Here is a 23,828-nt window from a genome sequence, read left to right on the forward strand (position 1 = left end):
AGACAGCCCCCCCTTGTTCCGCGTCCCGCTCAAAAATCGAGGTCCGCGTAATGCGGCGGCGGCGGAAAGCCGGGAATCTGGTCGGCCAGCAGACCACGGAAGGCCGGGCGCGACTTGATCTTGGCATACCAGTCCTTGACGTTGGCGTTGCGGTTCCAGTCCACGTCGCTGATGTAGTCAAGGCAGGACAGATGCGCGGCGGCGGCGAAATCGGCGAGGCTCATCTTGTCGCCCGCCAGCCAGCGCCGCTGGTCCAGCAGCCAGCCCATGTAATCGAGGTGATACTTGATCCGGGTCGCCCCCGACTTGACGTTTCGGCTGTCGGGATAGCCCTGCCCCATGACCTTCTTGTTGACCCGCTCGTAAAGCAGCTTCGAGGTCACCTCGTGATGGAACTTGTCATCGAACCAGAACACCAGCCGCCGCACCTCGCAGCGCTCGGCGGGCGTGACCGGCATCAGGGCGGGCGTCGGGCAGGTCTCCTCGATATATTCGCAGATCGCCTGGCTCTCGCTCATCAGCCGGCCGTCCATCTTCAACACCGGCACCTTGCCCGCCGGGTTGCGGCGCAGGAAATCGCTGTCCTGCTCCCAGTAGCGCTCCTCGACCAGTTCCACCTCGATCTTCTTCTCGGCGAGGACGAGGCGCACCTTGCGCGAAAACGGGGAAAGGGGGACGTGGAACAATCGGTTCATGACGCAAGCGGGGTCCTTGGGAAGTGCCCCCTCTATTGCCGCGTGCGGGCCGCCATTTCAACTCTCGAAACAGGATGAGCGGCCATCCGCCCGGATCGTCGCCGCCCCGTCCATCACCTGCGCCGCGCGCCGGCGCAGCGCCTCCGGGAGGTTGGCCGCGTCGCGCCCCTTGGGGTTGGGCAGCACCACCGCCAGCCGCGCCGCCTGCGCGGCGCTCAGCGCGCCCGGCGCCACGCCGAAATAGCGATGCGCCGCGGCCTCGATGCCGAACACGCCTTCGCCGAACTCGGCCACGTTGACATAGACCTCGAGGATGCGCCGCTTGGGCCAGAGCGCCTCCATCAGCGGCGTCAGCAGCGCCTCCAGCGCCTTGCGCGGCCAGCTCCGCCCCTGCCACAGAAAGACGTTCTTTACAGTCTGCTGGCTGATCGTGGACCCGCCCCGCCGCGCGCCCGCCTCGATCGCATCGCGGATCGCGCCCATGTCGAAGCCCCAGTGGGCGCAGAAATTGGCGTCCTCGGCGGCAACGATGGCGCGCAGGGCCACCGGCGCGATCTCGTCGGCCGGCACCCATTGCCGGTCCACCGATCCGAGCCGGCGCTGCTCGGCCCAGATGGTGTGGGTGATCGGCGGATCGACGAAGCGGAAAAGCAGCATCACCGCCACCGCCAGCAGGAACAGCGCCGCGACCGCACGCAGCGCCCAGCGCCGCGCGACGCGCAGCGGGCGCATCCGCTGCGGGGCCTGTTTCGCCTTGCGCGGTCTGGAGGATTTCGCCGGTTTTGCCACGCACCCTGCTTTGCCCGCGGCAACCGCCCCGGTCAAGCGTTCTTGATCCCGATCATGGCGAGGCCCGGGAGCCGCGCCTAGACTGCCGATATTGCTGCCAGAGGATGGGTCCATGCAGCTCAATGCGCTTCCCCGCTACGACACCAGCGTCAACACCACCGGCTGCTGCCCCCGCTTCAACCCCGAAGGCTGGGAGGGGCAGGAGTTGCGGTTCCGCGACAAGCCCTTTCTGCGCGCCACCACCCGCGCGGTGATGCATGTGCCCGTGGACATGGGCCGGGTGTTCTCCCGCGTGCAGGCCCGGATGGAGGAAAGCGGCGCGATGAACAGGGACGATTTCATCGTGCTCAGCCGCGACCTGTCGCCCTGGCGGGCCGAACATCTGTTCGCGGTCTCCAAGCCGGTGGCCGGAGAGGAGATGACCACGCTCAGCGGCATCTTCCTGACGCGCGTCTTCGAAGGCCCCTACCGCGAGGCGAAGCACTGGCAGGACGAGATGGAGGCGCTGGCCCGCGCCGAGGGTCACGACCCCAAGGCGGTGTATTTCTTCTACACCACCTGCCCGCGCTGCGCCAAAGCCTACGGCAGGAACTATGTGGTCGGCCTTGTGCAGGTCTGAGCGCGCCGCCCGCCGCAAGGAAAAGGCCCCGCCGAAGCGGGGCCTTTCGTCTCTCACTGCCTGAGCGTTCACTCGGCCGGGACGGCCTTCTCCTCGATGCCCAGCGGATGCGCCAGATGCGCCAGCATCTCCTTCGGGCAGACCTGGATGAACTTGTCCTTCTCCAGATCCCAGTGCTGCAGGATATCGGCGGCCTTGCGGCTGCGCGTCTCCGCGGCGTGGCGCTCGATCAGGCCCTTCAACTCGGCCTCCCAGACATCCACGGTCACCGGGCAGGTGACCAGGGTCTCCAGGTTCATCATCTCCATCGCCGTGCCTTCCGGGTCGTAGAGATAGGCCATGCCCCCGGTCATGCCGGCGCCGAAGTTCGCGCCGATCGAGCCCAGGATCACCGCCACCCCGCCGGTCATGTATTCACACCCGTTGGAGCCGCAGCCCTCGATCACCACCTTCGCGCCCGAGTTGCGCACGGCGAAGCGCTCGCCCGCGCGGCCCGCGGCAAAGAGATAGCCGTCGGTCGCGCCGTAAAGCACGGTGTTGCCGATGATGGTGTTCTCCGAGGCCACCAGCGGGCTTGCCATCGGCGGGCGCACCACGATGGTGCCCCCCGACAGGCCCTTGCCCACATAGTCGTTGGCATCGCCCGAGACCTCCAGCTTCAGACCCGGCGCCGCGAAGGCGCCCAGGCTCTGCCCGGCGCTGCCGGTCAGCTTCACCGTCAGGTGGTCGGGCTGCAGGCTGTTGCGCATCCCGAACCGCTTCACGATGTGGCTCGAGGTGCGGGTGCCGATGGTGCGCAGCGTGTTGCGCACCGCGTAGCTCAGCTGCATCTTCTCGCCGTCCTCGAGGAAGCGATGCGCGTCGCGCACGATCTCGGCGTCCAGCGTGTCCGGCACCACGTTGCGCGGCTTGTTGCGGTCATAGCTGATCTTGTCCGCGCCATCGACGGTGATCAGCAGCGGGTTCAGGTCCAGATCGTCCAGATGCGCCGAACCACGGCTGACCTGGGTCAGCAGGTCGGCCCGCCCGATCACATCGTCGAGGCTGCGCGCCCCGATCGAGGCCAGGATCTCGCGCACCTCCTGCGCGTAGAAGGTGATCAGGTTCACCACCTTGTCCGCCGAGCCGGTGAATTTGGCGCGCAGGCGCTCGTCCTGCGTGCACACGCCCACCGGGCAGGTGTTGGACTGGCACTGGCGGACCATGATGCAGCCCATCGCGATCAGCGCGGCGGTGCCGATGCCGTATTCCTCGGCGCCCATCATCGCCGCCATCACGATGTCGCGGCCGGTGCGCAGCCCGCCGTCGGTGCGCAGCGTCACCCGCTCGCGCAGGTTGTTCATCGCCAGCACCTGATGCGCCTCGGTCAGGCCCATCTCCCACGGCAGACCCGCGAACTTGATCGAGGTGGCGGGGCTGGCGCCCGTGCCGCCGTTGTGACCCGAGATCAGGATCACGTCGGCCTTGGCCTTGGCCACGCCGGCCGCGATGGTGCCGACTCCGCTGGCGGCCACCAGCTTCACCGTGACCTTGGCGCGCGGGTTGATCTGCTTGAGGTCGTAGATCAGCTGCGCGAGATCCTCGATCGAGTAGATGTCGTGGTGCGGCGGCGGCGAGATCAGGGTCACGCCCTTGGTCGAATGCCGCAGCCGCGCGATCAGGTCGGTCACCTTCAAGCCGGGCAGCTGGCCGCCCTCGCCGGGCTTGGCGCCCTGCGCGACCTTGATCTCCAGCTCCTCGCACTGGTTGAGATATTCGGCGGTCACGCCGAACCGGCCCGAGGCCACCTGCTTGATCTTGGCCGAGGGGTTGTCACCGTTCGGCTCGGGGTGGAAATGCGCCGGATCCTCGCCGCCCTCGCCCGAGTCGGACTTGGCGCCGATGCGGTTCATCGCCACGTTCAGCGTCTTGTGCGCCTCGGGGCTCAGCGCGCCGAGGCTCATGCCCGGCGTGACGAAGCGCTTGCGGATCGAGGTGATCGATTCGACCTCCTCGATCGGGATCGCCTTGCCGATGGGCTTGATGTCCAGCAGGTCGCGCAGATGGATCGGCGGGTTCGCCCGCATCGCGGCCGAGAACTGCTTCCACGTCTCGTAGGAAGCGCGGTCGCAGGCCGATTGCAGCAGATGCATGGTCTGCGCCTCCCAGGCGTGCTTCTCGCCCGAGCGCCGCGCCTTGTAGAAGCCGCCCACCGGCAGCACGCTGGCGCCGCCCTTCCAGCCCTGCGCGTGGACCTGCTCCAGCTTGCGCTGGATGCCGCTGACGCCGATGCCGGAGATGCGCGAGTGCATGCCCGGGAAATACTCGGCGCACATGGCGCGGCTCAGGCCCACGGCCTCGAAGTTCAGGCCGCCGCGATAGGAGGAGATCACCGAGATCCCCATCTTCGACATGATCTTCAGCAGCCCCGCGTCGATCGCCTTGCGATAGCGCGCCACCGCCTCGGTCAGGGAGCAGTCCAGCAGGCCCCGCTGGATCCGGTCGGCAAGACTGTCCTCGGCCAGGTAGGCGTTGACCGTGGTCGCGCCGCAGCCGATCAGCACGGCAAAGTAATGCGGGTCGATGCATTCGGCCGAGCGCACATTCAGCGAGGTGAAGGTCCGCAGCCCCTTGCGGGTCAGCCAGCTGTGCACCGCGCTGGTGGCCAGGATCATCGGCATCGGCACCCGGTCCTCGCCCTGCGCCATGTCGCTCAGCACCAGGTGGCCGGCGCCCGAACGCACCGCGTCCTCGGCCTCGGCCCGGATCCGCTCCAGCCCCTTGCGCAGCGCGTCGGGGCCGCTGCCGGCCGGGAAGGTGCAGTCGATCTCGGCCATCGGCGCGTTGAAATGCTTGACCATCTCCGCGAACTGGGCGTTGCCCACGAAGGGGCTTTCCAGCGTCAGGATCTCGGTCTGGCTGCTGTCCTCGTCGAGCACGTTCTTGAGGTTGCCGAACCGCGTCTTCAGGCTCATCACCCGGTATTCACGCAAGCTGTCGATCGGCGGGTTGGTCACCTGGCTGAAGTTCTGGCGGAAGAAGTGGCTCAGCGGGCGGTATTTCTCCGACAGCACCGCCGATGGCGTGTCGTCACCCATGGAGGCGATCGCCTCCTTCCCGTCCTCGGCCATCGGCGCCAGGATCTGTTCCAGCTCCTCGATCGAGTAGCCGGCAGCAATCTGGCGCTTGCGCAGCTCGGGCCCGGAATGGATCGCGGTCTCGGTGATGGCGGCCAGCGCCTCGTCGAGGTCGTTGATCTTGCCGACCCATTCGCCGAAGGGCTGGGCATTGGCCAGCTTGTCTTTGATCTCGGTGTCGTGGAACAGCTGGCCGTCGGCCATGTCCACCGCGATCAGCTGGCCCGGGCCCAGCGCGCCCTTCTCGCGCACCGTGGCCTCCTCGGTGGGCACCATGCCCGCTTCGGAGCCGGCGATCAGCAGGCCGTCGCCGGTGACGACATAGCGCATCGGGCGCAGGCCGTTGCGGTCGAGGCCGGCGCAGACCCAGCGGCCGTCGGTCATGGCCAGCGCCGCCGGGCCGTCCCAAGGCTCCATCACGCTGTTGCAGTAGGAATACATGTCGCGCCAGGCCTGCGGCAGTTCCACCGCCTGCTTCGACCAGCTTTCGGGGACCAGCATGGTCTTGGCCATCGGCGCGTTGCGGCCGGCGCGCACCAGCACCTCGAACACCGCGTCCAGCGCCGCCGAGTCCGAGCTGCCGCCGGGCACGATCGGCTTGATGTCCTCGGCCATGTCGCCGAAGGCGGCGGAGGCCATGCGGATCTCGTGGCTCTTCATCCAGTTCAGGTTGCCCTTCAGCGTGTTGATCTCGCCGTTATGGGCGAGCATGCGGAAAGGCTGCGCCAGCCACCACTGCGGGAAGGTGTTGGTCGAATAGCGCTGGTGATAGATCGCGAAGGCCGATTCGAAACGCTCGTCCTTCAGGTCGGGGTAGAACTCGGCCACCTGCTCGGCCAGCATCATGCCCTTGTAGATGATCGAGCGGCACGACAGCGAGCACAGGTAGAGCCCCGAGATGCCCTCGGCGGCGGCTGCCTTCTCGATGCGGCGGCGGATGACGTAGAGCTCGCGCTCGAAGGTCTCTTCGTCCACGCCCTTGGAGTTCGAGATCAGGATCTGCTCGATCTCCGGCCGGGTGGCGTTGGCCTTGTCGCCCAGCACCTCGATGTTCACCGGGACGTGGCGCCAGCCGTAGATGTAATAGCCCATCCGCAGCACTTCGGATTCGACGATCGTGCGGCAGGTCTCCTGGGCGTTGAAATTGGTCCGCGGCAGAAACACCTGGCCGACCGCGATCAGCTGGTCCATCTTCGGCTCGTGGCCGGTGCGGCGGATCTGGTCGTAGAAGAAGGGCACCGGGATCTGCACATGGATGCCCGCGCCGTCGCCGGTCTTGCCGTCGGCGTCGACCGCGCCGCGGTGCCAGACCGCCTTAAGCGCGTTGATGCCGTTCTCCACCACCCGGCGCGAGGGCTTGCCGTCGATGGAAACCACCAGCCCCACGCCGCAGGACGAATGCTCGTCCCCGTCGCGGTAGAGGCTGTTCTCGGCCATCCACTTGCGCTTGGCTTCTTCGGCGGCGGCCCAGTTGGCGTCGTATTTGGTCATGGTCTCAACCCTTCGTTCAGCAGATGGGCCAATGGTGCTGCCCTGCTCACCTGCGTTAATCTCGGAGAGGCTGTCCCGGCGCGTATCGGACTCATATGAAATTCATATGGCGTTCATATCGCGCGGGACCGGCCCGGTCTCGTGTTACTCGGCCGCCACCTGCGCCGGCTGTTCCAGATAGCTCAGGATGCTCTCGGCCGCCTCGCGCCCGTCACGGATCGCCCAGACCACCAGGCTGGCGCCGCGCACGATGTCGCCCACGGCATAGACGCCCGGCAGGCTGGTCGCGTGGCTGCGGAAATCGGCCTTCACGGTGCCCCAGCGGGTGACTTCCAGCGCCTCTTCGCCCCACAGCGTCGGCAGGTCCTCGGGCTCGAAACCCAGCGCCTTGATCACCAGCTCGGCGTCCTCGACGTAATCCGCGCCCTCGATCAGCTCGGGGGTCTGGCGGCCGCTGGCATCCGGCGCGCCGAGGCGCATCTTCTGCACCATCACGCCGCTGACCGGGTCGCCGGAGAAGCCCTTGGGCGCGGCGAGCCAGACGAATTCCACGCCTTCCTCCTCGGCGTTCTGCACCTCGCGCTGCGAGCCGGGCATGTTGGCGCGGTCGCGACGATAGAGGCATTTCACGCTGGTCGCGCCCTGCCGGATCGCGGTCCGCACGCAGTCCATCGCGGTGTCGCCGCCGCCGATCACCACCACGCGCTTGCCTTCGGCGTTCAGCTCGCCCGAATCGAATTCCGGCACCTCGTCGCCGAAGCTGATGCGGTTGGAGGCGGTCAGGTAGTCGATCGCGCGCACGATGCCCGCGGCGCCCGCGCCGGGGCCCTTCAGGTCGCGCGTCTTGTAGACGCCGGTGGCGATCAGAACCGCGTCATGCTTGCCGCGGATCGCATCGAAGCTGATGTCCACGCCGACGTTGCAGTTCAGCACGAACTCGACCCCTGCCTTCTCCAGCTGCTCGACGCGGCGCATCACCACGTCCTTCTCCAGCTTGAAGCCGGGGATGCCGTAGGTCAGCAGCCCGCCCGCGCGGTCGTAGCGGTCATAGACCGTGACCTGCACGCCGGCGCGCCGCAGCGCGTCCGCCGCCGCCAGCCCGCCAGGGCCGGCGCCGATGATGGCCACGCTTTCGCTGCGCTCCGCATGGGGCGCGATGGGCTGAACCCAGCCGTTCTCCCAGGCGGTGTCGGTGATGTATTTCTCGACCGCGCCGATGGTGACGGTGCCGTGGCCGGACTGTTCGATCACGCAATTGCCTTCGCACAGGCGGTCCTGCGGGCAGATCCGGCCGCAGATCTCGGGGAAGGTGTTGGTCGCCTGGCTCATCTCGTAGGCTTCCTGCAGCCGCCCCTCGGCGGTCAGGCGCAGCCAGTCCGGGATGTTGTTGTGCAGCGGGCAATGCGACTGGCAATAGGGCACGCCGCATTGCGAGCAGCGGCTCGCCTGGGTCTTGGCCTTCTCGTCGGCGAATTCCGCGTAGATCTCGTGAAAGTCCTGCGCGCGCAGATTCGGGGGACGCTTTTCGGGCATCTCCTTTTCGACTGTCACGAACTGGAGCATTTTCTGCTTCGACATGGCGGAATTCTCCTGGCTAACCGAATCCGCGCCCGTAATACGGCGTGTCTGCGGAAAAGAAAAGTCAGTTGTGCTGACCTAAATGCACACTTAGGCACGTCAAGAGACGTCCATATCGCCGCATCGCGGTGTTATTAGGTCAATATACTTTACCTATTTACCTGCTTTCCATTGAGAATCACCTCGCTAGGATGCCCGCAGTTTGACCGATCCGGGCGCTCATGTCTCTGTTCCACCTCCTCCTCGTCGCCGTGATCCAGGGCCTGACCGAGTTTCTGCCGGTCTCCTCCTCGGGTCATCTGATCCTGTTGCCCAACCTCACGGGGCTGGAGGACCAGGGCCTGGTGATCGACGTCGCCGTGCATGTCGGCACGCTGCTGGCGGTAATCCTCTATTTCCATCGCGACGTCTCGGCCGCCTTCCTGGGGCTCGGCCGCCTGATGCGCGGGCGCATGGACACGCCGGGGGCGCGGCTCGCCTTCCTGCTGATCGTCGCCACCGTGCCGGTGGTCCTGATCGGGCTGGTGCTGAACCTGACCGGGCTGGAGGAGGCCATGCGCTCCACCACCGTCATCGGCTGGACGATGCTGATCTTCGGCCTCGTCCTCTACTGGGCCGACCAGAAGGGCCCCGCCACCCGCCGCGCCGGGGAGTGGACGCTGCGCGACGCCATCGTCATGGGGCTGTGGCAGGCGGTGGCGCTGATCCCGGGCACCTCGCGATCGGGGATCACCATCACCGGCGCGCGGCTCTTGGGGTTCGAGCGCAGCGATGCCGCCAAGATCTCCATGCTGATGTCGATCCCCACCATCGCCGCCTCGGGCGTCCTGCTGGGGGCCGAGGTTGCCGTGACCGCCGACGCAGACGCCGCCCGCGACGGGGCGATCGCGGCGGGTTTCGCCTTTGTCTCGGCGCTGCTGGCGCTGACCCTGATGATGCGGCTGCTGCGCAGCGTCAGCTTCACGCCCTACGTCATCTACCGGGTGATCCTGGGCGTGGTGCTGCTGGCGCTCGCCTACGCCTGATACTAGACCTTCAGGTTCTTGGCCGAGGCGGTGATGTCGTCATATTGCCCCTGCGGGCGGAACCGCCACAGGTAGCCGGGCAGGACCGCGCCCATCGCCGTGGGGACGATGCCCAGATCGGCAAAGCCGCGGGCGCCCACCGACACCACGTTGTCGCGGCCCAGGTTCTTCACCTGGTCGCGGGTCAGCATACCGTTGCGGATCAACCCAAGCGATGCCGCCTGCGCCATGTCGAAGCCCGCGGCCATGATCCGGGCCAGCCGGAAGGGAATGTTCACCACGGCGCGCTTGCGGTGGATCACCGCGCACATACGCTGCATCAGCGCGCGGAAGCTCTCCACATCCGGCCCGCCCAGTTCGTAGATGCCCGGCGCGGCCTCGCCCTGCGCGGCCTTGGCCGCGGCGGCGGCCACGTCATCGACATAGACCGGCTGAAACCTGGTCTCCGCCCCGACGACAGGCAGAAGGTAGCCCCAGCGCGCCATGCCGGCAAAGCGGTTGAAGAACCGATCCTCCGACCCGAAGATCACCGAGGGGCGCAGGATCACCGCCCCGGGGAAGGCCGCCAGCACGCCCGCCTCGCCCTCGGCCTTGGACCGCGCATAGGCGCTGTCCGCCTCGGCATCGGCGCCGATGGCCGAGATATGCACCAGATGGGAAACGCCCTTCTCGGCGGCGATGCGGGCGATTCGCGCCGCGCCCTCGGCCTGAACGGCGTCGAAGCGCTGCTTGCCCAGTTCGTTCAGGATGCCCACGCAGTTCACCACCGCGTCGGCCCCCTGCATGACCGCGGCCACCGAGGCGTCGTCGCGGATGTTGCAGAACACCGGTTCCACCTGGCCGACCGCGCCATAGGGCTTCACGAAGAGTGCCTCGTTCGGGCGCCGCACCGCGACGCGGACCCGCCAGCCGGCCTTGGCCATCCGCTGCGCGACATAGCGCCCGACAAACCCCGAACCGCCGTAAATCGTGACGAGCTTGGACATCGAGACCTCTCCCATGGCTTAAAATCCGCTGTCTGAATAGCTTTCCCGCCCCCCTCAAACAAGCCGTTATCGGCAATCTGCATTTTCTCGCAGAAATGCCGTTGACACCACCTCTCAGCCCCATTACATCCCCGCTCCACGACACCTGCCCAGGTGGCGGAATTGGTAGACGCGCTAGCTTCAGGTGCTAGTGTCCGTATGGACGTGGAGGTTCGAGTCCTCTCCTGGGCACCATCCCCATTCAAGCGGGGCCCCGCGTGGCGAGCACTCTCTATAAATGTGATCTTCCCGATGGGCTGGACCTGGGTCCGGTCGTGGCAATCGACTGCGAAACCATGGGTCTGAACCCGCATCGCGACCGGCTCTGCGTGGTGCAGATGTCGGGCGGCGACGGCCACGCCCATCTGGTGCAGATCGAACAGGGCCAGACAGAGGCCCCGAATCTGTGCCGCATGCTGGCCGACCCGGATGTGCTGAAGTTGTTCCATTTCGGGCGATTCGACATCGCAGCGCTGCTGAACGCCTTTGGTGTGGTCACGGCGCCGGTCTATTGCACCAAGATCGCCTCGAAACTGGTGCGCACCTACACCGACCGGCACGGGCTGAAATTCCTGCTGCAGGAAATGCTGGGCATCGACATCTCGAAGCAGCAGCAAAGCTCGGACTGGGGCGCGCCGGAATTGACCGACGCGCAAATCGCCTACGCGGCCTCGGACGTGCTGCACCTGCACCAGCTCAAGCGGGAGCTGGACGAGCGGCTGGCCCGCGAAGGGCGCAGCGATATCGCCCAGGCCTGCTTCGATTTCCTGCCCACCCGTGCCAGGCTCGATCTGGCCGGCTGGCCCGAGATTGACATATTCGCCCACTAAGCAGAGCGGCATGGACAAGACAGACCTTCTGAAAACCGGCCGTCGCGTGATCACGCGCGAGGCCGAGGCGCTGGGCCTTCTCGCCGACAGCATCGACGGCGGTTTCACCGCGGCGGTCGAGCTGATTCTGGCCGCCAAGGGCCGGGTGATCGTGTCGGGCATGGGCAAGTCGGGCCATGTCGGGCGCAAGATCGCGGCGACGCTGGCCTCGACCGGGACGCCCGCGCATTTCGTCCACCCCGCCGAGGCCAGCCACGGCGATCTGGGCATGCTGGCGAAGGGCGACGTGGCGCTTGTCCTGTCGAACTCGGGCGAGACGCCGGAACTGGCCGACATCATCGCCTATACCCGCCGCTTCGGCATTCCGCTGATCGGCGTGGCGGGGCGCGCGGGCTCGACGCTCTTGCGCGAATCCGACGTGGAGATCCTTCTGCCGCCCGCGCCCGAGGCCTGCGAGACCGGCATCGTGCCCACCACCTCGACCACGATGACGCTGGCGCTGGGCGACGCGATCGCCGTGGCCCTGATGGAGCACCGCCGCTTCACGCCCGAGCATTTCCGCGAATTCCACCCCGGCGGCAAGCTGGGCGCGCAGCTGAGCAAGGTGCGCGACCTGATGCACGAAGAGGTGCCCGTGGTGCCGAGCGGCACCCCGATGAGCGAAGCCCTGCTGACCATCAGCCAAAAGGGATTCGGCGTTGTCGGCGTGACCGACGCGGATGGTAGGCTTGTCGGCATCGTGACCGACGGCGACCTGCGCCGTCACATGGAGGGGCTGCTGGACAAGACCGCCGATCAGGTGATGACGAAGAACCCGCTGAGCATCGATCCCGACGCGCTGGCCGAAGAGGCGCTGGCACTCATGAACGCGCGCAAGGTGACCTGCCTGTTCGTGGTCGCGCCCGGCGGCGACGGCCGCGCCGCGGGCATCCTGCACATCCACGACTGCCTGCGCGCCGGCGTGGCCTGAGCGCCATGGCCTCTCGCGACAACGCCTATTCCCGCTTCATCACGCTGGCCAAGATCGGCCTGCCGCTGGCGGCGCTCGCGCTTCTGTCCACGCTGTTCCTGTTCTCGCGCAACATCGACCCGACCCAGTCGATCCCCTACGCGACCGTCGATGTCGAGGAACTGGTGCGCGAACCCCGCGTCACCGCGCCAAACTATTCCGGCGTTACCTCGGACGGCACCGCCATTGCGGTGCAGGCCAAAGCCGCCCGCCCCGACCCCGCGGGCCCCGGCCGCGCCTCGGCCGAGGCGCTGAGCGCGCGGCTCGATTTCGCCGATGGCAGTTCCGCCGACATCACCTCGGCCCAGGGCCGGGTGGATACCGCCGAGGGCCTCGCCTATCTCGAAGGCGGCGTGGTGATCGACACCTCGACCGGCTATCACATCACCACCGAGGCGCTGACCACCGCGCTGGAACACACCTCGGTCGTGACCGAAAGCACGGTCGAGGCCACCGGCCCGCTGGGCAGGCTCACCGCCGGGCGGATGCAGATCGACGAGGACGCGGACGCGCCGGGCCAGTATCTTCTGGTTTTCAAGGACGGGGTGAAACTGGTATACGACCCCGGCAATTGATGGGAGCATAGCGTGACCGTTTTCAGAACCGGCCTCGTGGCCCTTTTCCTGCTGCTGCCTGCGCTGGCCCAGGCCCAGGGCGCCAATGTCGCTTTCGGCGGGCTGAAGCACGACAGCACGCTGCCGGTCGAGGTCACCTCCGATCAGCTCAACGTCAACCAGGCCGACGGCTCCGCCGTCTTCTCCGGCAACGTGCTGGTGGTGCAGGGCGACATGCGCCTGTCGTCCGAGAGCGTGCGGGTGGAATACGGCGCCGCCGGCACCGAGAACGCCGGCCGCATCGCCCGGATGCATGCCTCGGGCAACGTGGTCATGGTCACCCCGCAAGAGGCCGCCGAGGCGGACGAGGCGGTCTACACCATCGACAGCGGCAGCGTGGTGCTGACCGGCAACGTGATCCTGACGCAGGAACGCAACGCCCTGTCGGGCGAGCGGCTGGTGGTCGATCTGAACGCCGGCACCGGCGTGATGGAAGGGCGGGTGAAGACCATCTTCCAGCCCGCGCCCAAGGAATGAGCCGCCGCCCCGACCTGACCGTCGCCGAGGGCGGGTCCGGCCTGAAGGTCACGCATCTGCGCAAGAGCTACCGCAAGCGCCCGGTGATCCGCGACGTCAGCCTTGAGCTCGGCCGCGGCGAGGTGGTGGCTCTGCTGGGGCCCAACGGCTCGGGCAAGACGACCTGCTTCTACTGCGTCGCGGGGCTGATCAACCCGGAGGGCGGATCGGTCACCATCGACGGGCGCGACGTGACGACCTACCCGATGTATCGCCGCGCCAAGCTGGGCATCGGCTACCTGCCGCAGGAGGTCAGCATCTTCCGCGGGCTCAGTGTCGAGGACAACATCCTCGCCATCCTCGAAATTGCCGAGACCGACCGCCACAAGCGGCGCGAGCGGCTGGAGGAGCTGCTGTCGGAATTCTCCATCGGCCACCTGCGCCGGGCGCCCGCGCTGTCGCTCTCGGGCGGCGAGCGGCGGCGGGTGGAGATCGCGCGCTGCCTGGCCGCCAACCCGAAATACCTGCTGCTGGACGAACCCTTCGCCGGCGTCGACCCGATCGCGGTGAGCGAGATCCGCGGGCTGGTCGCCGACCTCAAGAACCGCGGCATCGGCGTGCTGATCACCGACCACAACGTCCGCGAGACGCTGGAGATCGTCGATCGCGCCTATATCCTGCACGAGGGCAAGGTGCTGATGAGCGGCACCGCCGAGGAGGTCGTGCGCGACGAGAACGTGCGCCGCGTCTATCTCGGCCAGAGCTTCCGAATTTCCTGAGCTGCATCATGGCTTTGACGCCCGGCCTCGACCTCCGGCAGACGCAGCGCCTGGCGCTGACGCCAGGGTTGCGGCAAGGCATGGCGGTGCTGCAGCTCTCGACACTGGAGCTGTGGGACGAGCTGCGCCGGCTGGCCGACGAGAACCCGCTGCTGGAGCTGCACGAGCCCGCCGCCGGCCCCGCCGCGTTCAACGTCGAGGCCGCGACGCGCCCCGAGACCCTGGCCGAAACCCTCTGCGCCCAGATCGCGCTGATGGCGCTGCCGCCCGAGACGGCGGCGCTGGCGCGGTTCCTGACCGGGGATCTGACCGAGGAGGGCTATCTCGCCAGCCCGGCCGGGGAGCTGTCGGAGGCGCTCGGCCTGCCGCTGGCGGCCATCGAGGCCGCGATCGCGGCACTGCAATCCTGCGAGCCGACGGGCGTGGCCGCGCGCGACCTGCCCGAATGCCTCGCGCTGCAACTCGTCGATCGGGGCGAGGCGCCCGAGGCGGCCCGCGCCGCCTGCGCGCATCTCGGGCTGCTGATGGAGGGACGCTTCTCCCGTGCGGCACGGCTGACCGGGCTGCCCCGACCCGAGTTGGAGCGCCTGACCGGAATCATCCGCGGCCTGCCGCCCCGCCCCGCCGCCCATCTTTCCGAGGCCGCGCCCCCGGTCCTCCCCGAGATCGCGGTGGAGGAGGACGGCCAGGGCGGATTCCGCGCGGTTTCCCTGCGCGACGCGCTGCCCTCGCTCCGGCTGGACGCCGCGCTCGCCGCGCGCGCGGGGGCTGCGCCGACGCTGCGCGCGCAGCGCGCCGCCGCCGAGGCCGCGCTGCGGGCGCTGCGCCACCGCGGGCGCACCCTGCGCGACGTCGCGCAGGTGATCGCCCGGCGCCAGCACCGTTTCTTCGCCCAGGGCCCCGACCACATGGCGCCGCTGACCCGCGCCGAGATCGCGGCCGAACTGGGCCTGCACCCCTCCACCGTGGGGCGCGCGATCTCGGGCAAGGCGCTGCTGTTCCGCGGCGCGGCGCATCCCCTGTCGATCTTCGTGCCGCAGGCGCTGCCCGGCGCGGTCTCGGCCTACACGGCGCAGCGGCGGCTGCGGCGGCTGATCGGGGACGAACCCCCCGGCGCGCCGCTCGCCGACGAGCAGATCGCCGCGCTTTTGCAGCGCGAAGGCGTTGACATCGCCCGCCGAACTGTCGCCAAATACAGGCAATGCATGAACATACCCTCATCGTTCGAACGCAAGCGGCAAAAGGCCAGGCGGCGGACGGGTCCGGCCCCAAGAGGCATCGGATCGCCCGAGATTTCGTGACATGGCAGGGGGCCTGCATGACGCAGGTACACAGGCCACGTCGGCATTCTGCGTAAGGAGGAGCGATGCGCTATCAAATCAGCGGAAAACAGATCGACATCGGTGAGGCCCTGCAAACTCATGTGAAGCAGGAGCTGAGCGCGGTTATCGACAAATACGCCCAGCGCCCGACCGATGCCCAGGTCGTGTTCTCGCGCAACGCGCATGAATACGTCTGCGAGGCCACCGTGCATCTCTCGACCGGGCTGACCGCCCAGGCCAAGGCGCATGCGACCGAGATCTACGCGGCATTCGACAATTGCCGCGACAAGATGGACAAGCAGTTGCGCCGCTACAAGCGCCGGCTGAAGGACCATCACCGCGAACGGACCGAGCCGGTTGAACTCACGGGCGCTTCCTCGTATATCCTCGCCAGCGCGAAAGACGCAGAGGATGCGGAGCCCGATACACTCCAGCCCATGATCATCGCCGAGATGGAGACGAAGGTGCCTTCGCTTTCCGTGGGCGAGGCCGTGATGCAGATGGAGTTGGCGGGGTCCGATCTTCTGGTGTTCCGCAACGAGAAGACAGGAGGCGTGAACGTCGTGCATCGCCGTGATGACGGCAATATCGGCTGGATCGACCCCCTGACGGCGACGCAGTGACACCGCCCCGACGGGCCTGAAATCGACAAAAGGTTTATGGAACTTTCTAGCATCCTGAAGCCCGAAGCCGTGAAGGCCATCGGCACTATGTCCAGTAAGAAGCGCCTCTTCCAGCATCTGGGAGAGGTGGCCGCATCCGCCTACGGCCTGTCCGCCAGCGACGCCGTCGACGCCCTGCAGGAGCGCGAAAGCCTCGGCCCCACCGGCGTGGGCCACGGCGTGGCCCTGCCCCATGCCCGGCTCGAGGGGCTGAACCAGGTGGTCGGGGCCTTCCTGCGGCTGGAAAAGCCGATGGATTTCGAAGCGGTGGACCGCCAGCCGGTGGACTTGGTCTTTGCCCTGTTCGCGCCGGTGGATTCCGGCGTCGATCACCTCAAGGCGCTGGCGCTGGTCTCGCGCACGATGCGCGATTCCGCGATCTGCGCCAAGCTGCGCGCCAATGACGACCCGGCGGCGCTGCATGCCGTCCTGACCGCGGAACAGGCGACCCAGGCCGCCTGATTCCCGCGCCGCGCCCGGCTGCTGCCCTGGCTAGCCCCAGGCCCGATAGCCGAACGCCATGTAGTCGCGCTGATAGACGGCGCGCGCGGCCTCCTCGATCCCCGCATCGTAGATCGCATCCAGCGCCACCGGCTGAACGGCCTCGGCCGCCGGCAGCGGCGGCGGCGCGCAGCCGACCAGTCCGGCGATCAGCGACAGCTCCTCGCCCAGCCGCTCGGCCCGCATCACCATGTCGGGGGGATGGAATTGGCTCAGCCCCTGCAGCACGGCGCTTTGCGTGGCCCAGGCGGCGCGGGTGCGGATGCTGGTCTGGCCGCCGAGATTGCCCTTCAGAAACTCCAGGAAGGCGAGGAACGCCGCGCGGTGCGCCGCGGTGCCGTCGCCCGCTGCCGGCAGGATCACGCCGTAGGCGCGCCGCAATGTGCCGCGCAGATCGCGCAGCGCCCCGGCCTCCGAGGTGGCCAACTCGCAATAGGCGGCATGGGCGCGCGCCACCGGGTGGCTGACCACGGTGAAGCTGCGGTGGCCGGGGTGACGGCGCTTCCACTGGCGCAGGGCCTTCTGGGTGAAGCCCCGCTCCGGCACGGCGCCCCCGTCCAGCGCCGACAGCCAGCCGGCGACCCGCGCCACCGGTCCGCCGGGGATCGGCATGAACAGCAGCGGCGCCTCGGCCGCAGCCAGGTAATCGGGCACCGACGGCCCGCGGCGCGGTTCGAAATTCGGGGTGCGGGTCAGGTCGAAGCGGTCGATGCGGGCCAGCGCCCCGATCATCTCGTCGTAGTTCACCACCTTTTCCGACAGCGGCGCGGGGTTCTGCTTCTTCAGCTTTCCCGACAGCGCCTCCAGCCGCCCCGCGCCCCCCAGCCAACCCGCCAGCCCGTTCAGCACCTCGAGGTCGTTGATATCCTCGTAGGCGAGGTAGAAGGCGCTCTGCCCGCTGGTTTGCAGGCCGTGCAGCAGCTCCAGCTGGAACCGGTGCAGCCGGTCCAGGTGGGCCTCGAACTCGGCCGCGTCGAACCGGATGCGCGCCGATTTCTGGTGCTTCATGTCGGTCAGCTTCCACTGCCCGGTTTCGCCCGCGATCTTCAGCGAGACATAGCTGTCCAGCGGGTTGCGCGTGAGAATGATCTTGGCGCAGCGCGGGTCGGCCATCACATGCGCCAGCACCCGCGGGTCGTGATCGTGGAAAAAGCGGAAGCCCGCCAACCCCGCGGTGTTCTCGCGCATCGCCGCCAGCAGGCGCAGCGGCTCGGCCTCGCGCTGGGCCAGCGTGACGCCGAACAGCTCATGCAGCTTGTGGTGGCCGATGAAATGCGGGTTGAACGCCTCGCCGTGGCAGGTCAGGCCCGGCACCGCGTTGAGATTGGCCTCGAGGTAGTTCGAGCCGGTGCGCATCTCCGCCAGGAGAACGAAATAGTCAAACTTGTCGGACATGCCGGGTCACTTCTTCACCAGATAGGGTTTGCGCCGCCTGCGCGGCGAGGTCTCGGGGTCGTCGCCGACGGGGAAATCGCCCATCAGGTGGGGCTGCATCCCCTGGTTCCTCAGGTTCTGCAGGAACTGGCCGAAGCCGCGCAGATCGGCCATCACCGGCGCCTCGGTCAGGCGGCGCTGGCCGCGCGGGGCGATCTCGTCGATGAGGATCTGCAAGGGCTCCATCGGGTTCTGCACGAACTCCGCCATGCTCCAGATCCGCAGCCGGGCGCGGGTGTGCGGCGAGCGCAGGATGTCGAGATGCTCCGCCTCGATCCTCTGCAACAGCGCCGCGCGGCGACGGACATCCGAGAAATTGGCGTTGGAATGGAACAGCGGCACCGCCCAGGCCCCGGTGATGACCGAGATCCGGGCATTCGGGTCGGAGGCGATGAACCACGCGATGTCCTGCGCGTCGCCGGGCCCGAACTGAAAGCACTGACGCTCGCCGCGGGTGTTCCAGATCAGGCTGGTGAGAAAGGATTTCGGCGCGTAATCGCGCAGCGCCGCGCTGTCGCTCAGCGCGCCGTTGTAGATCGTCTCGCCGCCGGCGAACTGCACCCGTTCGGGGTGGAAGAGATGTCCATGCACGCGGCTGCCCACGGCCTTGCCGAGCCAGGTCTCGAAATTCTCGAACAGGTCCGAGAACCCCTCGAACACCGAATAGGGGGCGCAGGTCTTGCCGTTTTCCCAGCCCTCGTTGGGAAAACGGCTCTGCATGTAGAGCCCCGGCCGCCCGCGCGTGCGCTGCTCCACCGCCTTGGCGAAGAGCCGATCGATCTTGCCCGGATTGGGCTCGGCGTTCTTCGTCACCGCCGGGTCGTTGGACAGGAAGCTTTCGTAAAGCCGGTCGGCCCTCGGCCAGATCTTGCGCGCGACGAAACAGTCGGAGCGGCGCAACAGCTGCAGGTGGTCGTCGTAGAAGATATGCGGCTTGCCCTGGAAATCGAATTTCGACAGCGTCAGCGACCGGCTTTCGATATTCGGGCTGTAGAGCCGCGCCAGCGTCTGGAAATAGCTTTCGTCCGGGATCCAGACCCGGCGGAAATAGCGCTCGTAACGCTCGCGCTCGGGATCGTCGAGGATGGCCGACAGCGTCCGCCGGCTCAGGCACCACCATTGCGAGCCGAGATGCGGCACGATGCCTGCCGGCATCTTGCGCCGGTAGCCCAGGCGACGCTGCACGGCGACATAGCCGTCGAAAAGCCGCCGGCGACGCTTCCACGAGAAGGGAAAGCGCAGGGTGAATCGTTCCTGGTCCAGCCCGCCCACCGTCCAGGGCACATCCATCGTGGTCACCGATTCGATGAAATCGGTGTGCGGCCGGCTGTCGAGATAGGCGACCAGTTCCTGCACCGGGCGCAGCGGCAGGCAGGAGCCCGAGGCGAGGTAGACATGGCCGATCCCGGGAAATTCCTCGAGGAGCAACTCGGCCGCGCGCTGGGTGGCATCGACGATTGACCATGTGCCCCAGTCCACCCGCACCCGCGACGAGAAACGCACGTTGTCGAGATCGGCCAGCCCCGCGACCAGCCCCGCGTAATCGGCGCGGCTCACCCGTCTGTCGGCATGGATCACCACCGGGCAACCGCTGCTGGCCCAGTGCCGCGCCACGGCACGGGCGCGGTGCAGCGCGGTGTGCACCAGCATGATGAACCCCACGCTCATGCCCAGTTCCCCTTGGACATCAGCCCGAGGATCTCAAGCTGGCGCCAGTTGATGTATTTCTCCGACCATTTGCACCACAGCTCGGGGTGATCCCTCAGCCCGGCGTGGTAGGCCTTGTACTCGTGGCTGTTGGCATAATGCTGCCGGCGCTCCAGCTCCTCGGCGGACTTCACCGAGAAGGTGTCGAGGAACTTGGCGTGCAGCAGCGCGCCGCTGGCCTTTTCGCCGCCCCATTCGTCATAGACCTGGTTCAGCCCGCGCGGCAGCAGCATGTGGGTGGAGCTGACATAGGCATAAGCGCGGTGCCATTTCACCAGCGGCACCTTGTTCAGCGCCGGCGCGCGCTCGGGCCGGTCGCGGAAAAAGGCGCGCGCCCGCGGCCCGCCCTGGATCCACAGGTTGCCGAAGCGGGCGTTCCTGCGGATCGTGTAATTGCCGTTGTCGAAATACTGCGCGATCTCGAACGGATCCTGGCCCTCGCGGTAGGGCACCGCGTCCAGCGCCCCGCGCGGATACATGTCCACCAGCATCGCCCCGAAGGACTTGATCGAGGAGGCGTCCAGCCAGTCGGTCAGCGCCCCGATGGGGCGGGTGTCGCAGAACGGGTAGACGAAGAACTCGTCCACATCGACGGTGAGGCTCCAGTGGCCATGGGCGTATCTGCGCTGCAGCCAGTTCAGCCAGTCCACCCCGAAGCGCGCGCGCTTGTAACTGCTGTCGGTGCGCCACAGCGAAACGTCGGGCTGGTTCTGCAGATACTCCCGCGTCCCGTCGTCCGAGCCGTTGTCGACCATCAGGAAATGGTCGATGCCCAGCGCCCGGTAATAGTCGAAGAAATAGGGCAGGCGGATGCGCTCGTTGCGCAGGGTGGTGAAGACGAGGATATCGCCGCGCCGGATTTCAGCGGTGCGGTCGGCGATGGTCATCAACTCCCGCCGCTTTCGCAGGGCACGGGCCAGCCACCGCTTGCGCTGCAACCGCAGGCGATATGATGAAATCGCGCCCAATCCGCCTCCTGCACGTCGTTCGGGGCACCGGGCGCGGCGCCAGGCGGATCTCAGCCCAGGCCGAGGACCGTCTGGAAATGCTGCTCCCAGGCCGGGATCTCCGGCCGCCCCTCCGCGCCCGTCGCCTGTCCTTCTTTGGCAAAGCGCTCAATGGTTTGCGCCCAAAGATACGCATCGCGATTCGCCACGTAAACGGGGAAATCGCCCAGCGTCTCGCGGTAGATCGGCAAATTCGCCACGATCGCCGGCGTGCCGAGATCAACTGCCTCCAGCGGCGGCAACCCGTAGCCCTCAGCCCGGCTGGGAAAAAGCAGCGCCCGCGCGCCCTGCAACAGCGCCGCCATCGCGCCATCGGACAGGTCCGGCAGCTCGAACACCGTGCAGTTCATGAAGGGCGCGCTATCGAGCCGGGCAAAGACCGCGGCGTTGTTCCAGCCGCGGTGCCCGACGATGAACAGGCGCGGGATCTCGGCCTCGGGACGGGTGTCGTGGAACTGCTGCCACACGTCCAGCAGCAGCGCATGATCCTTGCGCGGCTCGATGGTGCCGAGGGTGACGAAATAGGGGCGGGTCAGGTCCAGCGCCGCGGGCAGCGCGGCGGGATCCGGGCGCAGCGGCTCGACCCCCAGAGGGGCGACCACGCCCCGCGGCACCCGGCCCCATCCGGCGAAGCGCGCCTCGGCCGCCGCGCGGCTGGCCTGCGAATTGTAGATCACCAGATCGGCGTGCCGCCCCACCGCGCGCAGCTTGCGCGCGAACTGTTCGGGCACGCCGGGGCGGGTGAATTCGGGGTGGTCCAGCGGAATGGTATCGTGGATCATCACCGCGACGCGCGGCACCGCGCCCAGCATCCGCGCGTTCAGGTTGGAATGGCCGACGTTCAGATACGAGATGTCCGCCGGGCAATGGCGGGCCAGCATCCGCTTCAGCCCGCGCGGCGTGCAGCGCGCCAGCCGCAGCCGGCGCAGGTCGGATTCGGCGCGCCGCCGCCCCTCGGGCAGGCGCATCCGGCGGCTCAGCCAATCCGCCTCGCCCCAGGGCCGCGCGCCGGAAATGCGCCGGGCCATCGCCCCGGCCCCGGCACGGTCCAGCAGGATGAAGCCCAGCGCCGTGCGCGCGATGACGAACAGCGGCTCGGGCCGCTCCAGCAGATGCGTCAGATAGGCCAGTTCCACCCGGTCGATGCCGGTCAGCGCCCCGCTCCCCGCGCGGGAGATCAGGCGGGTGACATCCAGAAGCCGCGCCTGCGGCCTAGCGGTCGTAGTGACCGGACTGGTGCCAGCGCCAGGCATCCGCGATCATGGTCTCCATGTTTGAGCGGGCGGGTCTCCAGCCCAGCTCGGACTCGGCCCGGGTCGAGCCCGACACCAGCCGCACAGCGTCGCCCGCGCGGCGCGCGCCGACCTCGTAAGGCACGGCGCGGTTGGTCACGGCACGGCTGTTCTCGATCACCTCGAACACCGAGAACCCCTTGCCGGTCCCAAGGTTGAACACCCGGCTGCCCTTGCCGTCCTCCAGCCATTTGACGCCCAGAACATGGGCATCGACCAGGTCCATCACATGCACATAGTCGCGGATGCAGGTGCCGTCGGGCGTGTCGTAATCGGTGCCAAAGACGGTCAGCGCCGGACGCTTGCCGTCGATCGCGTCCAGCATCAGGGGGATGAGATGCGTCTCGGGGCGGTGGAACTCCCCCACCTCGCCCTCGGGGTCGGCGCCGGCCACGTTGAAATAGCGGAAGATCACCGAATTCAGCCCGTGGCTGGCCTCGAAATCGACCAGCATGTCCTCGATCGCGCGCTTGGACTTGCCATAGGCGTTCAGCGGCATCTGGGCGCTGTTTTCATCCAGCACCACGCCGTCCTGGTCGCCATAGGTGGCGCAGGTCGAGGAGAAGACGAAATTCAGACAGCCCGCGGCGACCGCCGCCTCGATCAGGCTCAGCGAGCCGGTGACGTTGTTGTGCCAGTATTTGCCCGGCTCGCGCATCGCCTCGCCGACCTGGCTGAGCGCCGCGAAATGCATCACCGCGGCGGGCTGGTAACGGGCGAAGACCTCGTCGAGCCGCGCGCGGTCGGTCAGCTCGCCCCGCTCCAGCGGGCCGAATTTCACCGCATCGGCCCAGCCGGTGGACAGATTGTCGTAGGTGACGGGCACATAGCCCGCCGCGCGCAGAACCTTGCAGGCGTGCGACCCGATATAGCCCGCGCCCCCCGTGACCAGAACATGCTTCACTGGATCTTCCCGTCGCTTACTGGGCGGCCTTTTTCACCGAAATCATTTCCTCGAGAAATTGCGAGAACTCCTCGCGCAGATCCTCGCGCGCCAGGCCGAAGGCCACCGTGGCCTGCAGGAACCCCGCCTTGGAGCCGCAATCGAAGCGCTGCCCGCGGAAGCGGAAGCCATAGACGCCCTCCTTGGTGCCGATCTGATCGGCGATGGCATCGGTGAGCTGGATCTCGCCGCCCGCGCCCTGCTTGGTGCGGCTGATGCTTCTCAGCACCGAGGGCGTCAGGATGTAACGGCCGATTACCGCGAGGTTCGACGGCGCCACCGAGGGCTCTGGCTTTTCGACCATGGCCTTGACCGACACCATGCTGCCCATGTCCTCGGCCACGTCGAGCACGCCATAGGCGCTGGTCTTCTCCTGCGGCACCTCCATCGCGGCGACCATGTTGCCGCCGGTCTCGGCATAGGCCTCGACCATCTGCTTCAGGCAGGGTTTCTCGGCGGCGATCACGTCGTCGGGCAGGATGACGGCGAAGGGCTCGTCATGGATCAGGCGGCGGGCGCACCAGACGGCATGGCCCAGGCCCATCGCCTTCTGCTGGCGGATATAGGCGATGGCGCCGCTTTCCATATTGGTGGCCCGCAGGGATTCAAGAAGGTCCGTCTTGCCCTTGCGCCGCAGCTCCGCTTCGAGGATCGGGTTGCTGTCGAAGTAATCCTCAAGCGCGCTCTTGCCGCGCGAGGTGACGAAGATGAACTCCCTGATGCCAGCGGCGCGGGCCTCTTCGATCGCGTATTGGATCAGCGGTCGGTCAACCAGCGTCATGATTTCCTTCGGGATCGATTTCGTCGCCGGGAGGAATCGCGTTCCCAGCCCTGCAACCGGAAAGATGGCTTTGGTGACCTTGCGTTTCATATATCTGTCCTCGCGTCCGGCCCTGCTCGGCCGTCCCGCTCTCACTGCAAAATATCCGTCCGG

Annotated in this window: 21 protein-coding genes and 1 tRNA gene; 11 read left to right on the plus strand and 11 right to left on the minus strand. The window is 67.5% G+C overall.

What is annotated here, in order from left to right:
* Positions 1-29: 29 nt before the first annotated feature.
* On the minus strand, positions 30-695 hold the full coding sequence (locus KCI33_RS00775) for a glutathione S-transferase family protein (RefSeq protein ID WP_212522836.1): 666 nt from the start codon (positions 693-695) through the stop codon (positions 30-32).
* A gap of 57 nt (positions 696-752) precedes the next feature.
* Positions 753-1,427: a monofunctional biosynthetic peptidoglycan transglycosylase gene (gene mtgA / locus KCI33_RS00780; RefSeq protein WP_212523079.1), complete on the minus strand. Its 675-nt coding sequence runs from the start codon at positions 1,425-1,427 to the stop codon at positions 753-755.
* 169 nt (positions 1,428-1,596) lie between these two features.
* On the opposite strand from mtgA, the gene KCI33_RS00785 reads away from it, so the two are divergent.
* Complete coding sequence (locus KCI33_RS00785) at positions 1,597-2,103, plus strand: hydrolase (RefSeq protein ID WP_212522837.1); 507 nt, start codon at positions 1,597-1,599, stop codon at positions 2,101-2,103.
* 68 nt (positions 2,104-2,171) lie between these two features.
* On the opposite strand, the gene gltB is transcribed toward KCI33_RS00785, so the two are convergent.
* Together gltB and KCI33_RS00795 are read right to left on the minus strand one after the other, a co-directional pair.
* Positions 2,172-6,710 (minus strand): glutamate synthase large subunit, encoded by a 4,539-nt coding sequence (gene gltB / locus KCI33_RS00790; RefSeq protein WP_212522838.1) that lies wholly within the window; start codon positions 6,708-6,710, stop codon positions 2,172-2,174.
* Positions 6,711-6,854: 144 nt separating this feature from the next.
* The gene (locus KCI33_RS00795; RefSeq protein ID WP_212522839.1) at positions 6,855-8,288 is read right to left on the minus strand and encodes an NAD(P)-dependent oxidoreductase; all 1,434 of its coding nucleotides are present in this window, start codon (positions 8,286-8,288) and stop codon (positions 6,855-6,857) included.
* Between the two features lie 221 nt (positions 8,289-8,509).
* Between KCI33_RS00795 and KCI33_RS00800 the strand changes: the two genes are divergently transcribed.
* A complete protein-coding gene (locus tag KCI33_RS00800) occupies positions 8,510-9,313 on the plus strand; it encodes an undecaprenyl-diphosphate phosphatase (RefSeq protein ID WP_212522840.1) in 804 nt (267 codons plus the stop codon).
* Positions 9,314-9,315: 2 nt separating this feature from the next.
* Here the strand turns inward: KCI33_RS00800 and KCI33_RS00805 are convergent, their stop codons facing one another.
* On the minus strand, positions 9,316-10,299 hold the full coding sequence (locus KCI33_RS00805) for a complex I NDUFA9 subunit family protein (RefSeq protein ID WP_212522841.1): 984 nt from the start codon (positions 10,297-10,299) through the stop codon (positions 9,316-9,318).
* 147 nt (positions 10,300-10,446) lie between these two features.
* Here KCI33_RS00805 and KCI33_RS00810 point away from each other — a divergent pair.
* From KCI33_RS00810 to KCI33_RS00850, 9 genes are all read left to right on the plus strand, one after another.
* Positions 10,447-10,533 (plus strand) — tRNA-Leu (locus tag KCI33_RS00810).
* A 23-nt stretch (positions 10,534-10,556) separates the two neighbouring features.
* Positions 10,557-11,168, plus strand: a complete 612-nt coding sequence (locus KCI33_RS00815) for a ribonuclease D (protein WP_212522842.1) — start codon at positions 10,557-10,559, stop codon at positions 11,166-11,168.
* A 10-nt stretch (positions 11,169-11,178) separates the two neighbouring features.
* The gene (locus KCI33_RS00820; protein ID WP_212522843.1) at positions 11,179-12,138 is read left to right on the plus strand and encodes a KpsF/GutQ family sugar-phosphate isomerase; all 960 of its coding nucleotides are present in this window, start codon (positions 11,179-11,181) and stop codon (positions 12,136-12,138) included.
* Positions 12,139-12,143: 5 nt separating this feature from the next.
* Entirely contained in the window at positions 12,144-12,752 is a 609-nt protein-coding gene (gene lptC, locus KCI33_RS00825; RefSeq protein ID WP_212522844.1) for an LPS export ABC transporter periplasmic protein LptC, read from the plus strand.
* A gap of 12 nt (positions 12,753-12,764) precedes the next feature.
* A complete protein-coding gene (locus KCI33_RS00830; protein ID WP_212522845.1) occupies positions 12,765-13,268 on the plus strand; it encodes an LptA/OstA family protein in 504 nt (167 codons plus the stop codon).
* Positions 13,265-14,026, plus strand: coding sequence for an LPS export ABC transporter ATP-binding protein (gene lptB, locus KCI33_RS00835; protein WP_212522846.1), 762 nt, complete (start codon positions 13,265-13,267; stop codon positions 14,024-14,026). The genes KCI33_RS00830 and lptB overlap by 4 nt, the downstream gene beginning before the upstream one ends.
* An 8-nt stretch (positions 14,027-14,034) precedes the next feature.
* Positions 14,035-15,327, plus strand: coding sequence for a hypothetical protein (locus tag KCI33_RS00840; RefSeq protein WP_212522847.1), 1,293 nt, complete (start codon positions 14,035-14,037; stop codon positions 15,325-15,327).
* Positions 15,328-15,392: 65 nt separating this feature from the next.
* Positions 15,393-15,971, plus strand: coding sequence for a ribosome-associated translation inhibitor RaiA (gene raiA / locus KCI33_RS00845; RefSeq protein WP_212522848.1), 579 nt, complete (start codon positions 15,393-15,395; stop codon positions 15,969-15,971).
* A gap of 36 nt (positions 15,972-16,007) precedes the next feature.
* The gene (locus KCI33_RS00850; RefSeq protein WP_212522849.1) at positions 16,008-16,472 is read left to right on the plus strand and encodes a PTS sugar transporter subunit IIA; all 465 of its coding nucleotides are present in this window, start codon (positions 16,008-16,010) and stop codon (positions 16,470-16,472) included.
* Between the two features lie 30 nt (positions 16,473-16,502).
* On the opposite strand, the gene KCI33_RS00855 is transcribed toward KCI33_RS00850, so the two are convergent.
* From KCI33_RS00855 to galU, 6 genes are read right to left on the minus strand one after another with little or no spacing between them, the layout of a single operon-like run.
* The gene (locus KCI33_RS00855) at positions 16,503-17,906 is read right to left on the minus strand and encodes a nodulation protein NodH (RefSeq protein WP_212522850.1); all 1,404 of its coding nucleotides are present in this window, start codon (positions 17,904-17,906) and stop codon (positions 16,503-16,505) included.
* 6 nt (positions 17,907-17,912) lie between these two features.
* Complete coding sequence (locus KCI33_RS00860; RefSeq protein ID WP_212522851.1) at positions 17,913-19,613, minus strand: beta-1,6-N-acetylglucosaminyltransferase; 1,701 nt, start codon at positions 19,611-19,613, stop codon at positions 17,913-17,915.
* Positions 19,610-20,620, minus strand: a complete 1,011-nt coding sequence (locus KCI33_RS00865) for a glycosyltransferase family 2 protein (RefSeq protein WP_212522852.1) — start codon at positions 20,618-20,620, stop codon at positions 19,610-19,612. Before KCI33_RS00865 ends, KCI33_RS00860 begins: the two co-directional genes overlap by 4 nt.
* Before the next feature lie 50 nt (positions 20,621-20,670).
* Complete coding sequence (locus KCI33_RS00870; protein WP_212522853.1) at positions 20,671-21,912, minus strand: glycosyltransferase family 1 protein; 1,242 nt, start codon at positions 21,910-21,912, stop codon at positions 20,671-20,673.
* On the minus strand, positions 21,872-22,855 hold the full coding sequence (gene galE, locus KCI33_RS00875) for a UDP-glucose 4-epimerase GalE (RefSeq protein WP_212522854.1): 984 nt from the start codon (positions 22,853-22,855) through the stop codon (positions 21,872-21,874). The genes KCI33_RS00870 and galE overlap by 41 nt, the downstream gene beginning before the upstream one ends.
* Positions 22,856-22,871: 16 nt before the next feature.
* A complete protein-coding gene (gene galU / locus KCI33_RS00880) occupies positions 22,872-23,765 on the minus strand; it encodes a UTP--glucose-1-phosphate uridylyltransferase GalU (protein WP_212522855.1) in 894 nt (297 codons plus the stop codon).
* Positions 23,766-23,828 lie beyond the last annotated feature (63 nt).

The sequence above is a fragment of the Actibacterium sp. MT2.3-13A genome, from assembly GCF_018139985.1.
In the GTDB taxonomy this organism is placed as follows: domain Bacteria; phylum Pseudomonadota; class Alphaproteobacteria; order Rhodobacterales; family Rhodobacteraceae; genus JAGSOU01.